The sequence below is a fragment of the Porphyrobacter sp. LM 6 genome, from assembly GCF_001720465.1.
Classification (GTDB): Bacteria; Pseudomonadota; Alphaproteobacteria; order Sphingomonadales; family Sphingomonadaceae; genus Erythrobacter.
This window is the reverse complement of the sequence record NZ_CP017113.1, coordinates 1,980,723-1,995,552: the sequence shown is the minus strand read 5'-3', so window position 1 is coordinate 1,995,552 and position 14,830 is coordinate 1,980,723. Positions and strand designations below refer to the sequence as shown.

The 14,830-nt window shown below is 64.6% G+C and carries 14 protein-coding genes; 4 read left to right on the top strand and 10 right to left on the bottom strand.

Annotation, left to right across the window (positions count from 1 at the left end; all coding sequences use genetic code 11):
• Nucleotides 1-36: 36 nt before the first annotated feature.
• The 6 genes from phaR to radA form a co-directional block, all read right to left on the bottom strand.
• Entirely contained in the window at nt 37-615 is a 579-nt protein-coding gene (gene phaR, locus BG023_RS09565) for a polyhydroxyalkanoate synthesis repressor PhaR (RefSeq protein ID WP_069310243.1), read from the bottom strand.
• 83 nt (nt 616-698) lie between these two features.
• Nucleotides 699-1,739, bottom strand: coding sequence for an alanine racemase (alr, locus tag BG023_RS09560; RefSeq protein ID WP_069310242.1), 1,041 nt, complete (start codon nt 1,737-1,739; stop codon nt 699-701).
• Complete coding sequence (locus BG023_RS09555) at nt 1,739-3,367, bottom strand: MFS transporter (RefSeq protein ID WP_069310241.1); 1,629 nt, start codon at nt 3,365-3,367, stop codon at nt 1,739-1,741. Before BG023_RS09555 ends, alr begins: the two co-directional genes overlap by 1 nt.
• A gap of 59 nt (nt 3,368-3,426) precedes the next feature.
• Entirely contained in the window at nt 3,427-3,867 is a 441-nt protein-coding gene (locus tag BG023_RS09550; RefSeq protein ID WP_069310240.1) for an iron-sulfur cluster assembly scaffold protein, read from the bottom strand.
• 6 nt (nt 3,868-3,873) lie between these two features.
• Nucleotides 3,874-4,419, bottom strand: a complete 546-nt coding sequence (locus tag BG023_RS09545; protein WP_069310239.1) for a CvpA family protein — start codon at nt 4,417-4,419, stop codon at nt 3,874-3,876.
• Nucleotides 4,420-4,430: 11 nt separating this feature from the next.
• Nucleotides 4,431-5,798: a DNA repair protein RadA gene (radA, locus tag BG023_RS09540; protein ID WP_069310238.1), complete on the bottom strand. Its 1,368-nt coding sequence runs from the start codon at nt 5,796-5,798 to the stop codon at nt 4,431-4,433.
• Nucleotides 5,799-5,871: 73 nt separating this feature from the next.
• Between radA and BG023_RS09535 the strand changes: the two genes are divergently transcribed.
• A complete protein-coding gene (locus BG023_RS09535; RefSeq protein WP_069310237.1) occupies nt 5,872-8,187 on the top strand; it encodes a patatin-like protein in 2,316 nt (771 codons plus the stop codon).
• Nucleotides 8,188-8,197: 10 nt separating this feature from the next.
• Here BG023_RS09535 and dnaJ read toward each other — a convergent pair whose 3' ends face one another.
• Both dnaJ and dnaK read right to left on the bottom strand, forming a co-directional pair.
• Nucleotides 8,198-9,352 (bottom strand): molecular chaperone DnaJ, encoded by a 1,155-nt coding sequence (gene dnaJ / locus BG023_RS09530; RefSeq protein WP_069310236.1) that lies wholly within the window; start codon nt 9,350-9,352, stop codon nt 8,198-8,200.
• Nucleotides 9,353-9,442: 90 nt separating this feature from the next.
• A complete protein-coding gene (gene dnaK, locus BG023_RS09525) occupies nt 9,443-11,365 on the bottom strand; it encodes a molecular chaperone DnaK (protein ID WP_069310235.1) in 1,923 nt (640 codons plus the stop codon).
• A 218-nt stretch (nt 11,366-11,583) separates the two neighbouring features.
• Between dnaK and BG023_RS09520 the strand changes: the two genes are divergently transcribed.
• From BG023_RS09520 to BG023_RS09510, 3 genes are all read left to right on the top strand, one after another.
• Nucleotides 11,584-12,042 (top strand): copper chaperone PCu(A)C, encoded by a 459-nt coding sequence (locus BG023_RS09520; RefSeq protein WP_190315749.1) that lies wholly within the window; start codon nt 11,584-11,586, stop codon nt 12,040-12,042.
• A 95-nt stretch (nt 12,043-12,137) separates the two neighbouring features.
• The gene (locus BG023_RS09515) at nt 12,138-12,560 is read left to right on the top strand and encodes a vgr related protein (RefSeq protein ID WP_233992978.1); all 423 of its coding nucleotides are present in this window, start codon (nt 12,138-12,140) and stop codon (nt 12,558-12,560) included.
• A complete protein-coding gene (locus BG023_RS09510) occupies nt 12,557-13,129 on the top strand; it encodes a hypothetical protein (RefSeq protein ID WP_069310232.1) in 573 nt (190 codons plus the stop codon). Before BG023_RS09515 ends, BG023_RS09510 begins: the two co-directional genes overlap by 4 nt.
• A 4-nt stretch (nt 13,130-13,133) precedes the next feature.
• Here the strand turns inward: BG023_RS09510 and BG023_RS09505 are convergent, their stop codons facing one another.
• Together BG023_RS09505 and hrcA are read right to left on the bottom strand one after the other, a co-directional pair.
• Nucleotides 13,134-13,715 carry a nucleotide exchange factor GrpE gene (locus BG023_RS09505; RefSeq protein WP_442956764.1) on the bottom strand — a complete coding sequence of 194 codons (582 nt, stop codon included), beginning with the start codon at nt 13,713-13,715 and terminating at the stop codon, nt 13,134-13,136.
• A complete protein-coding gene (gene hrcA / locus BG023_RS09500) occupies nt 13,716-14,759 on the bottom strand; it encodes a heat-inducible transcriptional repressor HrcA (protein ID WP_069310231.1) in 1,044 nt (347 codons plus the stop codon).
• Between the last annotated feature and the right edge of the window lie 71 nt (nt 14,760-14,830).

Genomic DNA, 14,830 nt, shown 5'->3' with positions numbered 1-14,830 from the left:
TCGGGTTACGCGTAGTCGCGGGCCGCGCCCTTCGGGCTATTTGCCGAGTTCGTCCAGCTTCTTTTGCATCGCCGCCATCTGCTCGCGCAGCGCGGCGATTTCATCCTTGCTGTCGGTTGCGGGTGCGGCAGGCTTGCTCTTGGGCTTGGCCATGGCGGGCATGAATGCGCCCGCGGCGGCACGCATCACCGCCATGTTGGTTTCATGGATGGCGGCCAGCGGGGTTGCCGAAATGCCCTTTTCGAACAGTTCGCGGATCTTCGTCTGGTTCTCGCGGAAGTTCGCCATGCTCGCTTCGAGATAGGACGGCATCAACGCCTGCATCGAATTGCCATACATCCCGATCAGCTGGCGAAGGAAGCTGACGGGGAGCATCTGCTGCCCGCCATTGGCTTCTTCGTCCATGATGATCTGGGTCAGGATCGAATGGGTGATATCGTCGCCGGTCTTGGCGTCGAGCACCTGAAACTCGACATTCTCGCGCACCATCTTGGCGAGATCTTCGAGCGTGATGTAGCTTGATGAAGCGGTGTTGTAGAGCCGCCGGTTGGCGTATTTCTTGATAATGATTGCGTCGCCCGGTTCGCCCGATGCTGCTTTTGCTCTACCCGCCATGTTGTGTGTTACCTGTCAGCTGATCCCTGACTTAGCTCTTAGCACCTGCACAAGCTGCAATGCAATATCGCGCCAGCGAAGGCTTAGCTTCGGCGCAGGCGCGGCCCGATGGTGGTGATCATTTCATAAGGTGAAACAGCACTTTGCTGCGCAGCATCGGCAATGTCCCACGGCACGTCGATCCAATCCCCCTCACCCAAATCAGGCGCGGCAGTGAGATCGACGACAATCATGTCCATCGACACCTTGCCGAGGATGGGGAGCGCGCGGCCCTGGTGGCTGAAGGCATTGCCCGGCCCGCGGCAGCGCAGGAAGCCGTCGGCATAGCCCATCGAGACCGTACCAACCTTCATCGGTGCGGGCGCCACGAAGGCAGCATTGTAACCTACGCCGTCACCCGCCGCGAGGGTGCGGGTCTGGATGATCGCGGCAGACACCTTGCCGACCGGTTTGATCACCCCGGCCAGTTCGGCGCGCGGCACGCCGCCATAGAGCGCGAGGCCCGGTCGGGTGAGATCGAGCGCGTACTCCGCCCCGAGCGCAATCCCCGCGCTATTCGCAAGGCTCAAGCGCCGGTGCGCGATCACCGGAGCAACCGCGCGCAAGGCAGCAAGCTGGCGAGGGTTCGTGGGCACATCCTCGTCCGCGCTGGCGAGGTGGCTCATCAGGATATCGATATCGAGGGCAGCAATGCGCGGATCGCCCGCCTCGCTCGCGGCAATGCCGAGCCGGTTGATCCCGGTATCGACCATCAGGTGGCACCGCCCACCGCCGCTCGCCGTCCAGCGGGCCGCCTGTTCAAGCGAATTGATCACCGGAACCGCGCCGCTCGCGCGGGCATAGGCGCAATCGGCATTGGTGATCGGTCCGTGGAGCACAGCAACCTGTTCGGGCGCTACGTGGCGTAAGACCGCCGCAGCTTCGCCCCAATGCGCGACGAAGAAGGTGTCGCAACCCGCATCGCGCAGCACCGGCACACAATTATCGACGCCGAGTCCATAGCAATCGGCCTTCACCGCCGCCGCCGCGCGAGCCTTACCCGACATCGCGTCGAGCGCGCGCCAGTTGGCGGCAAGCGCATCGGCGTCGATGGACAATCGCAGGCTGGCCGGCGGGGCAGACATCAATCGGCAAAGTCCTTGGGCGGACCGCCGGGCAGGCCCCACCACGCGACCACCAAGCCGAAGGCGACAATGCCCCACGTATACCACAGCCCCGCATAGATATCCCCGGTGCGCGCCACGATCACACCGGCGATCAGCGGCAGGAACCCGCCGAGATAGCCCGCGCCGATGTGATAGGGGATCGACATCGAGGAGTAGCGGATACGCGGCGGGAACATCTCGCACAGCAGTGCCGCAACCGAGCCATAGGTCAGCGCGGTCAGAATGCCGAGGCCGAGCAAGGCGGCCACGATTCCGAGCAGGTTCGGCAGCGAGGGGCGCTGCTTGGCGAAATCGAAACCGAACTCGCCGAGTGCTGCGTGGAGGCCGGCCTTGCGCGCCGCCCCATCGGCAAGCCAGGCCGGGTCGATTGCCACCGGCTTGCCCCCTGCCGTCAGGCCCAGTGTTTCGCCAGGGGCGATCGTGTAAGGCACGCCCGATGCGGTGAGCGTTTCGAGCACCTTGCCGCAATCGGTCTGGTCGCGCTTGAACAGCTCGGCAAAGGGGTCAGTGCGGCATTCCTGCCCGCTCACCACGATTGGCGAACGCTCGGCGGCGGCGGCGATGCCGGGGTTGGCGAAGTTGCCCATCACCCAGAATAGCGGAAACAGCAGCACCAACGTCAGCAGCGAGCCGATCATGATTGGCTTCTTGCGCCCGATCCGGTCAGACCATTTGCCGACCATGACATAGAGGCCCATGATGATGATGCCCGACACCAGCAGCACCAGCTCAACGATCTGGTCATCGACATTCATCGGCCCGCGCAGGAAGCTCATCGAAGAGAAGAACGCGGTGTACCAGATCGTCGTGAGGATCCCCGAAATCCCGAACAGCGCGACAAAGATGCGCTTGAGATTGCCGGGATAGGTGAAGCTTTCAACAAACGGATTGCCCGCGGTTTCGCCCGCGGCCTTCATCGCCTGGAACACCGGGCTTTCCGACAGTTTCAGGCGCATCCACAGCGAGATCGCCAGGAGCAGCACCGAAAGCAGGAACGGCACGCGCCAGCCCCACGCCTCGAAGGCATCGGCCGGGATCAGGAAGCGGCAGGCCAGCACAACGAGGATCGACAGCACGAAACCGCCCGCCACGCTCGCCTGGATAAAGCCGGTGTAGAAGCCGCGCTTTTCGGGCGGTGCGTGTTCGGCAACATAGATCGCCGCGCCGCCATACTCGCCGCCGAGTGCCAGCCCCTGGAGCACGCGGAGCAGAATGACGATGATCGGCGCTGCCATGCCGATGGTGTCGACAGTCGGGATCAGACCGACCCCGGCGGTGGCGATCCCCATCAGCGTCACAGTGACAAGGAAGGTGTACTTGCGCCCGAGCTTGTCGCCCAGAAAACCGAACAGCACAGCGCCGATCGGGCGGAAGGCGAAGCCCACCGCGAAGGTCGACCATACCAGCAGCAGGCCCAGCGTTTCGTTATCGGTGGCGTAGAACGCATCCTTGAGGATGTAGGCGAGCGTGCCGTAGATGAAGAAATCGTACCATTCGAAGATCGTGCCCGCGCTTGATGCGCCGATCACCAACCGGATTTCCTTCTCGCTCGGCTCGCGGTCCGCAAGCGCCTGCGCTTCTGCCATGTTGCTCTATCCCCTTGTCGCGCCCGCTTCATCTGGCGAGCGGCGCATCTCTTGTGTCCCTAGCCCGCCTGCACGCCGCTTGAAAGCGCCGAGCATGCCGCAGTCCACGGCAAGAGCAGCGCGCCATGCCGGCCCGGATGCGCGCGCGCCGGAAGCAGTGCGTTTAGCCCCGGCCAGTCGGGCAGATCGCCCTCGCCTTCCAGCCACGCTGCCAGCCCCGCAGCCGTATCGGCAATCCGCCCCGCGTCGCAGCCGATTGCAGCGCGGGCGAGCAAGGCAGCAGAGGCCTGCCCGATCGCGCAGGCGCTCACCTGCATGCCGACCCGTGCGACATTCCCCCGTTCGGAAAGGGCCAGCCCCAAGGCGATGACACTGCCACAGCTGCGCGAACGTGCTTCAGCGGTAAGCGGGAGGTCATCTGCGAGCGGATATTGCGCCAGCTCGGTCGCAAGGCTGAGCAAGGCCGGCGAATAGAGCTTCGCCGAAGAAGCAGCGGGCATGGGCTGTCAGCTCGCCGCCCGTGCGGCGGCAGCCTCCTGCGCTTCGGATTCGGTGCGCAGCTGTTCACGCCGGACCGCGATCATCGGGATCAGCTTGCTCGAAAAGGCATCGGCTGCGGCATAGGTGCGCGCGGTTGTGATCCACTCCGGACGGCCCTTGTAGCCCCACGTATCGTCAAACCCGATGGCCATCAGCGAGAATGCGAAGACCGCAATCAGTGCGCCCTTGATCCCGCCGAAGCCGAAGCCGAGCACACGGTCGATCGGCCCGAGGATCGCGCCATCCGATGCTTCGCTGATATTGCCCGCAATCAGCTTCATTGCCGCATAGGGAACGAGCAGCAGCAACACGAAAGCAAAGGTCGCCGTCACCATGCCGCCGCGATAGACGAAGCCCAGCGCCTCGGTCAGGTTCGGGTGGAGAAAATGCAGCGCGAGCGCCGCCACCACCCATGAAGCCAGCGACAGCACCTCCTGCACGAGACCGCGCATGAAACCGCCGACAGCCGCCACGCCGACGATGATGAGAACGATGATGTCGAGACCAGCCATGGGAGGCAGGATTATGCGCTGCCCATCACCTGGTCAACGAGGTTTGCAAGCGCCTCTAGCCCGCGATACCGCGTGCCCGGTGCCGCCTCGGCCGCCCCTGCCGGGCCATAGCAGCGGTCAAACCCCAGCTTGGCTGCCTCTTTCAAGCGGAGCGGGGCGTGGGCAACGGGGCGGATTTCCCCCGCCAGACTAACCTCGCCAAACCATGCCGCCTTGTCGGGCAGGGGGCGATCGGCGAGCGCCGAAACCAGCGCCGCGGCCACCGCCAGATCGGCCGCCGGATCGGTCAGGCGATATCCCCCGGCAATGTTGAGATAGACTTCGGCCGAGGAGAAATTGAGCCCGCAACGCGATTCGAGCACCGCGAGCAGCATCGCCAAGCGCCCGCTATCCCAACCCACCACCGCACGGCGCGGGGTTGCACCCGATTGCAGCCGCACGATCAGCGCCTGGATCTCGACCAGCACCGGTCGGGTGCCTTCAAGCGCCGGGAACACCGCACTACCGGCCAGCGGCGCCTCGCGGCCCGACAGGAACAAGAGCGAGGGATTGGCGACTTCCGCCAGCCCTTCGGAGGCCATCGCAAACACCCCGATCTCGTCCACCGCACCGAAGCGGTTCTTGAGCGCGCGCAGGATGCGATACTGATGGCTGCGCTCGCCCTCGAAGCTCATCACGACATCGACCATGTGTTCGAGCACACGCGGCCCCGCGATCGTGCCGTCCTTGGTGACATGGCCGACCAGCACCAGCGCGCAGCCGCTTTCCTTGGCGTAACGGATCAGTTCAAGCGCACAGCCGCGCACCTGGCTGACGGTTCCGGGTGCGCCTTCGATCGTGTCGGAATGCATCGTCTGGATCGAATCGATGACCAGCAACGCTGGGGGATCGCCCTGCCCCAACGTCGTCAGGATATCGCGCACCGAGGTTTCGGAGGCGAGCCGGATCGGCGCATCGGCCACCCCCATGCGCGAGGCGCGCAGCCGCACTTGCCCGGCGGCCTCCTCACCGCTGACATAGACCACATCATTACCCCCGCGCGCGATGGTTGCTGCGGTCTGGAGCAGTAAGGTCGATTTGCCGATCCCCGGGTCTCCGCCCAGCAGCACGGCGCTTCCCGGTACCAAGCCGCCGCCCAGTGCACGGTCGAATTCGGCAAGGCCGGTCGACTTCCTTACCGGCAGCTGTGTCGGGGCATTGAGCGGCTCGAACGCGACCGCGCGCCCGCCACTCGAAAGATCATGCTTCTGCGAAAAAACCGTCGCCGGAATATCCTCGATCAGCGTGTTCCACTGCCCGCAATCGGCGCATTGCCCCTGCCAGCGGTACGACACCGACCCGCATTCCTGACACACATAACGCCGCTTTGCTTTTGCCATAGCTGCGTGCCATATCGAGAACAGAAGACGAACGCAATTGCATTGCCGCGGCTTTGCGCCATAGTGGCAACCGATGCGCCAGAAGGAATTGCGCCTTGCACTGGTATGTTACGGCGGGGTCAGCCTTGCGGTCTACATGCACGGCATCACCAAGGAGGTGTGGCACCTGGCGCGGGCCAGTCGTGCGTTCCACCATCCTGCCAGCGTGCCGCTTGACGGGGTGGCGGCCATCTATCGCGATTTCCTTGCGCAGATTGAACGCGATCATGCGCTCCGCCTGCGGGTGCTGCCCGACATTCTAACGGGGGCGAGCGCCGGCGGTATCAACGCGGTGTTTCTGGCGCAGGCCGTCCATTCGGGCCACAGCCTTGAGCCGTTGACGAAGCTCTGGCTCGAAAATGCCGATGTCAGCCGCCTCACCGATCCCGATGCCGAGCCGATGTGGCGCTTTGCCAAGTTCTGGGCGCAGCCGATCGCCGAGTGGTTCCTGCGCCGCCCCGGCAACGCAGTGAGCGCAACCGTCTCGCCCGAAACCCGGGCCGAGGTTCGCAGCAAGGTTTCGCGTTTTGTACGCGGCCGTTGGTTCAGCCCGCCGTTCTCCGGCTCGCGCTTTTCCGAGATGCTGTTCGAGGCACTGGAACAGATGGCCGCCGATGGCGACGGCGCGCCGCTCTTGCCGCCCGGCTACCCGGTCGATCTGGCGGTCACGGCCACCGACTTCTGGGGCCATCCTGAGACCCTGCGGCTCAATTCCCCACCCCAGGTCGCCGAGACCGAACACCGCCTGCCGATCTGCTTCCGCGCCCGCGTGGGAGAGGGCGTTGCCGGCGGACTTGCCGATCCGCTCGAACTGGTGCTGGCAGCGCGTGCCACGGCGAGTTTTCCCGGCGCTTTCCCGCCATTGATGCTGGCGGAGATTGATGGGTTGGCGGCGCGTGCGGGCCACCACTGGGCGACGCGCGGCGCCTTCCTGTCGCGCATCATGCCGGCGCATCTGGAGCGCGGCACACTCGACGAGGTCGCGCTGATCGACGGATCGGTGCTGGTCAACGCGCCCTTCGGTGCTGCGCTCAAGGCGCTCTACGGTCGCCCCGGCCAGCGCGAAGTGGACCGGCGGTTTGTCTATCTCGACCCCCGGCCCGAAAACAGCGGCATGACGCCGGGCGCACGGACCCGGAATGTCGGCTTCTTCGGGGCGATCTTTGGCTCGCTCTCCACGATTCCGCGCGAGCAGCCGATCCGCGACGATCTGGAACGCATCGATCAGCAATCGCGCGATGCCGAAAGGGTGAAGCGGCTGATCCTTGAGCTGCAACCCGACATCGATCGCGCTGTCGGCAAGCTGTTCGGCTACACCTTCCTGCTCGACCGCCCCACGCCGAAACGGCTTGCGGCGTGGCGCGCCAAAGCCCAGCAGGCGGCGGCAGAACGCGCTGGCTATGCCTTCGGAGCCTACGCGCTCACCAAGTTCGAGGCGATCCTCGGCCAGCTTGCCCAATTGACATTGAAGGCGGCAGGGCAAGCACAGGCTGACCCCGCGCCGTTGGCGTCCGCTTTCCGCAGCGAGTTGGAAAGGCGCGGCCTCGACCAGCTTACCGATCTGCACGGCGGAGCGAACATCGGCGCAATCGCGTTCTTCCGCGCCCATGACACAGGCTTTCGCATCCGCCGTCTACAACTGCTCGCCCGCAAGCTGTCACGCGACTGGGAGATCGAGGCCGACGTGTCCGAGGATGCGCTCGATCGTGGACGCGACCGGATCTACACCATCCTCGCGCGCTATTACCGCGCCGACGAGGACGTTCTGCAATCGCCGCAGTTCAAGGAATTGTCGGCACGTGCGCTTCAATCGCCCGGCGCGGTGCTCGATTTCCTTGCCAGCGAACGGCTCCTGCCCGCAACCGATCTGGCGGCGGAAGAAATGCTGATCGATGCGCTGGAGGATATGCCCAAGACGCTCAAGCGGCGGATGCTGCTGACCTATCTCGGCTTTCCGTTCTACGATGTTGCCACCTTCCCGCTCTCGCGGCGCGACGGGCTGGACGAGTTCAACCCCGTCAGGATCGACCGCATCTCGCCCGCCGACGCGCGATCGATCCGTGAAGGTGGGACCGATGCGACATTGCGCGGGATCGAGTTCTACAATTTCGGTGCGTTTTTCAGCCGTGATTACCGCGAGAACGATTACTTGTGGGGACGGCTGCACGGGGCGGAACGGATGATCGACCTTGTGGCCTCGACAGTGCCTGTGGCGGTCGCGCCCGAAACGATCAGGCGGACCAAGCGCGAGGTGTTCCTCGCGGTGCTGGAGGAAGAGGAAATCGCGGGGCGCTGCCAGCGCGGACTGCTCGATACCATTCGCGCCGAAGTGCACGAACGGCTCGGCTAGCCGCGCCTGTTCAGCTGCCGAAAGCGTCCTTCAGCTTGGCAAAGAAGCTGCGGCTTTCGGGGCATTCGTCGCCCGTTTCGGTCGCGCGGAATTCCTCGAGGATTTCGCGCTGCTTCTTGGTCAGCTTGGTCGGGGTTTCGACCGCGATCTCGACAACCAGATCGCCGCGTCCCCGCCCTTGCAGCACCGGCATACCCGCACCACGGATCCGCAGCTGCTTGCCCGACTGGATTCCGGCCGGAATGTCGAGCCGGTTGGTCGACCCGTCGAGATCGGGAATCTCCACGCAGCCGCCGAGCGCTGCCGTGGTGAAGCTCACAGGAACGCGGGTGGCGAGCGTGGTGCCTTCGCGTTCGAACACCGGATGGGCTTCGACATGGAGGAAGATGTAGAGATCGCCCGGCGGAGCGCCGCGCTGGCCAGCCTCGCCCTTGCCCTGGAGGCGGATGCGGGTGCCGGTATCGACGCCTGCGGGAATATCGACCTTGAGCGTCTGCGGACGATCCACCCGCCCTTCGCCGCGGCAGGAACGGCAGGGGTTCTCGATTACGGTCCCGCGCCCGCTACAGGTCGGGCAAGGCCGTTCGATCACGAACAGGCCCTGCTTCGCGCGCACCGAACCCATGCCGTTGCACAGGTTGCAGGTGCGCTCGGAAGTGCCCGGCGTGGCGCCTGAGCCTTCGCAAGTATCGCAGGCCTGGCTGACCTCGATCTCGATCTCTGTCGACTTGCCGTGGAAGGCATCTTCGAGGCTGACCTGCATGTCATAACGCAGATCGGCCCCGCGCCGGGTTTGCTGACGTTGTCCGCCCCCGCCGCCGAACGCGCTGCCGAAGATCGTCTCGAAAATATCGCCGATATCGCCGAAGTCGCCCCGGCCACCGCCAAAGCCGCCGCCGAATGGACCGCCGCCTCCACCGCCGTTCATGCCCTGCGTGAAGGCCTGATGCCCGTAGCGATCATAGGCCGCGCGCTTCTGCGGGTCCTTGAGGCAGTCATAGGCCTCGTTGATCGCCTTGAACTTCGCCTCGCACGTGGCATCGCCCGGATTGCGGTCCGGGTGGAACTTCATCGCGAGCTTGCGATAGGCGCTCTTGAGCGTCGCGCCATCGGCGTCGCGCGCGACTTCGAGGGTCTGGTAGTAATCGATCTGGGTGCTGGACATGGGTGCGACCTATTCCCCGTAACCAGTTGCCGCCGACGCGCCGGACGGTAGGCCCGGGAGCATCGACGGCGAACTGGGTGGCATCGGGGCTTAGCCCTTCTTGTCTTCGTCAACCTCGGAGAATTCGGCATCGACGACGTCTTCGTCGGCCGCAGCTTCACCGGCAGCTTCACCTTCACCCTCGGGGCCGGCGGCCTGCTGGGCTTCGTAGATCTGCTGGCCCATCTTCATTGCCGACTGGGTCAGGGCCTGCGCCTTGGCGTTGATGTCATCGGCATCGCCGCCTTCGAGCGCGGTCTTGACCGCAGCGATGGCTTCCTCGACCTCGGTCTTGGTGGCCGCATCGATCTTGGCGCCGTGCTCTTCGAGCTGCTTTTCGGTCGCGTGGACAAGGCTGTCAGCCTGGTTGCGCGCTTCCGCGGCCGCCCGGCGCTTCTTGTCTTCCTCAGCGAACTTTTCGGCATCCTTGACCATCTGGTCGATGTCGGCATCCGACAGACCGCCCGATGCCTGGATCTTGATCGTCTGCTCCTTGCCGGTGCCCTTGTCCTTGGCCGCGACCGAGACGATGCCGTTGGCGTCGATGTCGAAGGTCACTTCGATCTGCGGCACGCCGCGCGGTGCGGGCGGGATCCCGATCAGGTCGAAATTGCCGAGCAGCTTGTTGTCCGCCGCCATTTCGCGCTCGCCCTGATAGACCTTGATCGTCACCGCGTTCTGGTTGTCCTCGGCGGTCGAGTAAGTCTGGGTCTTCTTGGTCGGAATGGTGGTGTTGCGGTCGATCATGCGGGTGAACACGCCGCCCAGCGTCTCGATACCGAGCGACAGCGGGGTCACGTCGAGCAGCAGCACGTCCTTGACGTCGCCCTGCAGCACGCCCGCCTGAATGGCAGCGCCCATCGCCACGACTTCGTCCGGGTTCACGCCGGTGTGCGGCTTGGCCCCGAAGAACTGCTCCACAACTTCGCGCACGCGCGGCATGCGGGTCATCCCGCCGACGAGGATCACTTCGTCGACCTGATCCTTCGTGATGCCGGCATCAGCCAGCGCCTTCTTGCACGGATCGAGCGTGCGCTGGATCAGACCGTCGACCATCTTTTCGAGGTCGGCGCGGGTGATCGTTTCCACGAGGTGCAGCGGGGTAGTGCTGCCGCCTTCCATACGCGCGGTGATGAAGGGCAGGTTGATTTCGGTCGAGGCCGCGCTCGACAGCTCGATCTTGGCCTTCTCAGCCGCTTCCTTCAGGCGCTGGAGCGCAAGCTTGTCGGTCTTGAGGTCCATCGCTTCCTTCTTCTTGAAGGAATCCGCGAGGAACTCGACAATCGCGTTGTCGAAGTCTTCACCCCCGAGGAATGTATCGCCGTTGGTCGACTTCACTTCGAACACGCCGTCGCCGATTTCGAGGATCGACACGTCGAAGGTGCCGCCGCCAAGGTCATAGACGGCGATGGTCTTGCCATCGTCCTTGTCCATCCCGTAGGCGAGCGCGGCCGCGGTCGGCTCGTTGATGATGCGCAGCACTTCAAGGCCGGCGATTTGCCCTGCATCCTTGGTTGCCTGACGCTGGGCGTCGTTGAAGTAGGCCGGCACGGTGATGACGGCCTGCGTCACGGTTTCACCGAGATAGCTCTCGGCGGTTTCCTTCATCTTCTGAAGGATGAACGCGGAAACCTGCGACGGGCTGTAATCTTCGCCGCCGGCATTGACCCACGCGTCACCGTTCTTGCCCTTGGTGATCTTGTAGGGGACCAGCTCCATGTCCTTCTTGGTCAGCGGATCATCGAAGCGGCGGCCGATCAGGCGCTTGATCGCAAAGAGGGTGTTGTCGGGGTTGGTGACCGCCTGACGCTTGGCCGGCTGGCCGATCAGGCGCTGGCCATCCTTGGTGAAGGCCACGATCGAAGGGGTCGTGCGCGCGCCTTCCGAATTCTCGATCACCTTGGGCTTGCCGCCGTCCATGACAGCAACGCAGGAGTTGGTGGTGCCGAGGTCGATACCGATTACTTTACCCATTGTTTCCCCATCCATAAGGACAATTGTTGGACACCGCTGCCGTCGGCTTCCCGGGACCCGGCAAAGCACTTTGGCGGCTCGTTTACCGGGCGGATATAGGTGCGGTTTTGCTTGGCACAAGGGACGCGCATCCCTAGTTTTCGGGACCATTCCACAAGGAGACAATTTCAGTGCAACTGATAATGCGGGCAACTTCCGGACTTGTAGCCGCCCTTGGCATGGTCGGCCTTGCCGCCTGCGACGCCCCTGCCACCACGCCCGCCCCAAGCCCCAAAGCGGTCGAGGCCGCCCCACCCGCCACCAAAGGCGCGACGATCAGCAACGCGCGGCTTGTACTCGCACCGGTCCGCGGCAACCCGGCCGCGCTCTACTTCGATCTGTCCTACGCAGGATCGCCTGCCGTAACGCTCGACGATGTCGACGTTGAAGGCGCCGGGATGGCGATGATCCACCAGATGATCGACAAGGGCGGCGCAATGTCGATGGGCGATGCCGGCATCATCACTCTCAAGGATGGCGACAGCATCAGCTTTGCGCCGGGCGGACTGCACGTGATGGTAATGGAACCTGCCGAGAGCTGGCAGCCCGGCGGCACGGCCAAGGTGACGCTGATGTTCTCGGGCGGCATGACCGCCGCCGTCGAAGTGCCGGTGCGCGCCGCAGGGGATGAACGCTGACGCAGCCTGTCATCGAAGCCGCAGCACAGGTCGCGACCTGTCCGGTAGGAGCGGCCCGTCCGCTCACGCCGGGAGAGGTCGCGCTGGCACGCTCGGTGTTCGGCGATGCGATCAGCTATACCAAGGTCACGATCCGGCGGCGCAAGTTCTTCCCGCTCCACCCGCGCGGGGTGACGATGGCGCCGATGGGGCACCTGCACTTCCACCCCACCGCACCGCATTACTGCGACGATTTCGCCGCCGCCGAGCTGTCACAGCAGGCGCATTTCATCCATGAAATGACCCACGTGTGGCAGGCCCAGCGCCTCGGGCGCTGGTATCTCGTCCTGCGCCGCCATCCATGGTGCCGCTACGACTACGCGATCAAGCCTGGCTGGACGCTGGAGCAGTACGGCATCGAGCAGCAGGCCGAGATCGTGCGGCACGCGTTTCTGCTGCGGCACGGGGCAAGTGTCCCAGGGGTGGCGAACCGCGCCACCTATGACGCGCTGGTTGATTTTCCGGGAGCCTCGGGGTGAGCGAGTTTGAATTTGTCTTCGTGCTCTACAGCCTTGTGCTGGGACTTTCGCTGGTGGAACTGCTGACCGGATTGGGTCGCACGCTTGAATTCAAGCTCGCGCGCGATGCCGCAGACCGCGCATTCAGGATTGGCTGGCTGACCCCGCTGCTCGCCGTGTTCGTGATTCTCGACCTGCTGAGCTTCTGGATGTTCGCTTGGCTGGTGCGCGATGTGGTCGCGGCCGACCGCTTCACGATCCTCGGCGTGGTGGTCTTCGCGAGCGCCTATTTCCTCGCGAGCCGGCTGGTGTTTCCCTCGGAGCCCGAGAATTTCGTCGATCTCGACACCCATTACCACCGCGTCCACCGCGTGGTCTTTGCGATGCTGATCGTGATGCTGGCGGTGCAATGGCTCTACGTGGCGACAGTGCCGGCCTTGGCGGGCCAGATGACCTCACCGCTCTCGATCGGGATGACGGCGCTGCTGCTGGCGCTGATGATCGGTGCGGCGGTGACGCGCAATCGCAAGGCCGGCATCCTGCTGCTGGCCTTGCTGATTGCGCGCTATCTTGCGATTTATCTCGTCTGACGGATCAATCCGGCGCCTTCGCCACCGCCACCATTGCGGCGCGCAGCAGGCGGTCCTTGATCATCCAGCCCGATTGCATCTCAGAGACGACCGTGCCCGGTTCGTGATCGGCGCTGGGCACTTCGATCATCGCCTGATGCTGGTTGGGATCGAGCGGCAGGCCGACCGCCGCGATGCGGGTGATGCCGTGGCTGGCGAAGACCTTCTCGATCTCGCGCTGGGTGGCTTCGAGGCCGATCACGAGACCCTTCATGCTTTCATCGGCGCGCAAGGCTTCGGGGATCGCCTCGATCGCACGTGAGAGATTGTCGGCCACCGACAGGATATCGCGGGCAAAGCCGGTCGCGGCATAGGCGCGCGCCTCGTCCTTCTCGCGCTCCAGACGACGGCGCACGTTCTGCGTTTCGGCCTGCGCGTAGAGAACTTCCTGCTTGGCGTTTTCCAGATCCTGCCGGAGCGATTCGAGCGCCTCGCTCAGATCATCCTCGCTGCCTTCGCGCAGCTCTTCGGGTACACCCTTCAATTCGTCTTCGGCCGCCTGATCGAGCGGCTTGTCATTCCCAGTCATGTCGTCTTGGCTTTCCATTCAAGCGATAAGCTTGCCCAGCGAACGGGCGGTCAAATCCACCATGGGGACAACCCGCGCGTAATTCAACCGCGTGGGGCCGATCACACCCAGCACGCCGACCACCCTGCCCTCGCGATCGCGATAGGGCGAGGCGATGACGGAGGAGCCGGAGAGCGCAAACAACCGGTTTTCCGAACCGATGAAAATGCGGGTCGCCTCGGCCTCGCGCGCCGAATCGAGCAGGGATGCGACCGATTGCTTGTTCTCCAGATCCTCGAGCAGCATCCGCACCCGCTCGATATCGCCGAGCGCCGCTTCATCGAGCAGGTTCGCCGCCCCGCGCACGATCAGCACCGGACGTGACGCGGCATCCTCGCTCCAGACCGCCAGTCCGCGCTCGACCAGATCGCGCGAGGCATCGTCGAGCTGTGACTTGCCCGTGGAAATCTCCCTCCGCATCGCCTGTGCAGCTTCGGCCAGCGTCCGGCCTGCGAGCCGCGCAGTAATGTAGTTCGATGCGCGGTCGAGCGCGCCGGGATTAAGTGCGCCGCCAATGGTCAGCACGCGGTTCTCGACACCCCCGTCCTCTCCCACCAGAACAGCGAGCGCGCGGCCCTGCCCGAGATCGACGAGGTTGAACTGGGCAAGCCGTTGCTCGCGTGGGGCGACCAGCACCATGCCTGCCGCGCCCGACAGATCGGAAAGGATCGCCGAGGCCTGCTTCAATGCCGCCTCGACCGGCCCGGCCTCGGCCAGACGCGCCTCGATCGCGGCCTGTTCCTGCGCGGTGGGCTCGGCCACGCGCATCATCCCGTCGACGAAAATCCTGAGGCCCGCATCGGTTGGGAGCCGTCCAGCGCTGGTATGCGGCGCAGCGAGAAGGCCTGCGCTTTCCAGATCGGCCAGCACCGAACGGATCGAGGCGGGCGACAGGTTCAGCGTGCCATCCGCCGCCAGCGTCTTGGAGCCGACCGGCTGCCCGCTCTCGATATATTCCTCGACCACCCTGCGAAAAATCTCGCGGGCGCGGGCGGTCAATTCGGTCACGGGGAGCGTGGTCATGGGGACAAGCTAGGAAAACTCGGGCGCAAACTCAATTTCCGTTCGACCTGTGCTTGCCCGAGGGCTGCACT